This is a genomic window from Pseudokineococcus marinus, assembly GCF_013004605.1.
Classification (GTDB): Bacteria; Actinomycetota; Actinomycetes; order Actinomycetales; family Quadrisphaeraceae; genus Pseudokineococcus; species Pseudokineococcus marinus.
Window position 1 is genome coordinate 1 of record NZ_JABEMA010000361.1, and the last position, 2,793, is coordinate 2,793.

The 2,793-nt window shown below is 78.5% G+C and carries 3 protein-coding genes; 1 reads left to right on the top strand and 2 read right to left on the bottom strand.

The window, feature by feature from the left end; all coding sequences use genetic code 11:
• Window positions 1-124 precede the first annotated feature (124 nt).
• Window positions 125-727 (bottom strand): RNA polymerase sigma factor SigE, encoded by a 603-nt coding sequence (sigE, locus tag HLB09_RS15390; protein WP_171204203.1) that lies wholly within the window; start codon window positions 725-727, stop codon window positions 125-127.
• Window positions 728-926: 199 nt separating this feature from the next.
• On the opposite strand from sigE, the gene HLB09_RS19545 reads away from it, so the two are divergent.
• Window positions 927-1,562, top strand: a complete 636-nt coding sequence (locus HLB09_RS19545; protein ID WP_171204205.1) for a class I SAM-dependent methyltransferase — start codon at window positions 927-929, stop codon at window positions 1,560-1,562.
• A gap of 25 nt (window positions 1,563-1,587) precedes the next feature.
• Here HLB09_RS19545 and HLB09_RS15400 read toward each other — a convergent pair.
• The coding region (locus HLB09_RS15400) for a leucyl aminopeptidase family protein (protein ID WP_171204204.1) at window positions 1,588-2,793 on the bottom strand (1,206 nt) is incomplete at its 5' end.

The following is a 2,793-nucleotide window of genomic DNA, read 5'->3' on the forward strand; positions in this document are numbered from 1 at the left end:
CCCATCCTCGCCCGCGGGCCCGTCCGGCGCGCACCCGGTCGGCCCGCAGCACCCGTCCGGAGCGTGCGGCGGGTCCAGCGCGCCGGTCGCGCGGTGGGCCGGCCGGTCGGTCGGTGGCGGGCGCTCAGGCCACCCAGCCGGTCGGCGCCCGGTGGGACAGGGAGGCGCGCAGCTGGGCGCGGGCGCGGTGGATGCGCGAGCGCACGGTGCCGATCTTGACGCCGAGGGCGCGGGCGATCTCCTCGTAGCTGAGGCCCTCGATGTCGCACAGCACCACGGCCGCGCGGAAGTCGGGCGACAGCTCGAGCAGGGCGGCCTGGACGTCGCGGTCGAGGTTGCCGTGCTCGAAGGCGCGCTCGGGGCCCGGGTCGGAGCCGGGCAGGCGGTCGTCGGCGTCGTCGGCGAGGGCGTCGAAGCGGATCCGCTGGCGGCGGCGCACCTGGTCGAGGAAGAGGTTCGTCGTGATGCGGTGGAGCCAGCCCTCGAACGTGCCGGGGGTGTAGGAGGACAGCGAGCGGAAGACGCGCACGAAGACCTCCTGCGTGAGGTCCTCGGCGTCGTGCCGGTCGCCCGTGAGGCGGTAGGCGAGGCGGAAGACGCGGGCGGAGTGGTCGCGCACCACGTCGTCCCAGCTGGGGGGAGCCCACTCGGAGTCCTCCGCAGCGGCCGGCGACGGGGCCGCGACGGCGTCGGGCGCCGCGCCCCGGGCGCGGCCTCGCGTGGTCATGCTGTGATCGTGCCACCGGGGCCTGGGCGCCACCTGGGCGAGGCCACCGGTCTCCCCCGACGGGCCCTGCCGTCCACGACGCCGCCGGCGGGAGGGGACCGGCCGGGAAGGGCCCCGGCGGGAGGTGGGCGGCCCAGTAGCCTGCGGGCGCGCCGCCGGCCGACCCGGGCGGTCGGGGCGCACGAGCCGGGAGGCCGTCATCGCCGCCACGTCCGCCGCCAGCCGCAGCTACGCCGAGGACTTCGTCGTCGAGGACGAGGCGCTCGAGCGGGCCCGCGCCCGGGGCGTCGAGCTCGGCTGCGCGCCCGTCGACCCCGGCACGGGCGCGGCCCTGCGCCTCCTGGCGGCCGCGGCCGGGGCGAGGGCCGTCGTCGAGGTCGGCACGGGCAGCGGTGTCTCCACGCTCTGGCTGCTCGCGGGCATGCCGGCCGACGGCGTCCTCACGACGATCGACAGCGAGCCCGAGCACCAGCGCGCCGCCCGCGAGGCGCTGGTGGACGCGGGCGTCCGCAGCGGCCGCGTGCGGGTCATCGGCGGCCGCGCCCAGGAGGTGCTGCCCCGCCTCACCGACGGGGCCTACGACCTCGTGCTGCTCGACGCCGACCGGCGCGACCTCGACGCCCACCTCGACCAGGCCCTGCGCCTGCTGCGCCCCGGCGGCCTCCTCGTCGTCGCGGGCGCCCTGTGGAGGGACAAGGTCGCGGACCCGGCGCAGCGCGACGAGACGACCACGGCGGTCCGCCAGGCCGGGCGGCGCGTGCGCGACGACGAGCGCCTGCTGCCCGCCCTGCTGCCCGTGGGCGACGGGCTGCTCGTCGGCGTCGTCCGGGGCTGAGCGGCCCGCCGTCCGCGGGCGCCGGTCAGACGGCGCCGTCCTCCAGCCACCGCAGGAGCAGGCGCGCGCCGAAGCCCGTGGCGCCCTTGGTGACCTCGTGCTCGTCCCGGTCGGCGCGGCCCGGCCCGGCGATGTCGAGGTGCGCCCACCGCCGCGAGCCCGTGAACTCGCGCAGGAAGAGCGCCGCGGTGATCGAGCCGGCGCCCGGGCCGCCCTTCGCCGCGACGTGGCGCAGGTCGGCGACGTCGGAGTCGAGCGCGTAGGCGTAGTCCTCGACGAGCGGCATCCGCCAGACCCGCTCCCCCGTGGCCTCCGACGCGCTGCGCAGCTGCTCCAGCAGGGGCGCGTCGTCGGTGTAGAGCGCGGCGTGCCGCTTGCCCAGCCCGAGCGAGGCCGCACCGGTGAGCGTGGCGACGTCGACGAGGAGGTCGGGCTCCAGCGACGCGTCGGCGTGGTGGAGGGCGTCCGCGAGGACCATGCGGCCCTCGGCGTCGGTGTTGGCGATCTCGACGGTGGTGCCGCCGTGCACGCGCACGACGTCGCCGGGGCGGTACGAGCCGCCGCCGAAGGCGTTCTCGGCCAGCGGCAGGAGCGCCGTGACGGGCTGGGGCAGCTCCATCTCGGCCGCCCCCAGGACGGCGGCGAGGACGACGGCGGCGCCGGCCATGTCGGTCTTCATGGGGATCATCGCGTCGCGCGGCTTGATGGACAGGCCGCCCGAGTCGAAGGTGATGCCCTTGCCGACGAGGACGACGTGCCGCCGCGGCGCCGTCCCGGCCGGAGGCCGGTAGCGCACGGTCACCAGGCAGGGCGGCGTGACCGAGCCCCCGCCGACGGCGAGCAGCCCGCCGAACCCCTGGCGCGCGAGCCCGGCGGCGTCGAGCACCTCGACCTCGACGCCGGGGAGGTCGGCGGCCAGGGCGCGGGCCTGGTCCGCCACCCACGCCGGGTCCTTTGTCGACGACGGCGTCGACGCGAGGTCGCGGGTGCGCCACGTCGCGCGGGCCGCCACGACGGCGCGCGAGAGCGCGGGTCCCTCGTCGACGCCGAGGAGCTCGACGACCTCGGCGGCCGGGCGGGGCCCCTCCCCCGTGCCGGAGCGCGGCGGGTCGTAGCTGGCGAGCAGCAGGCCCTCGCAGAAGGCGCGCAGGTGCTGCGGCGGCAGGCCGACGCCCGCGCTCGTGACCACGCGACCGGCCCCGCGGGTGGCGCGGGCCAGGCCGGCGCCGGC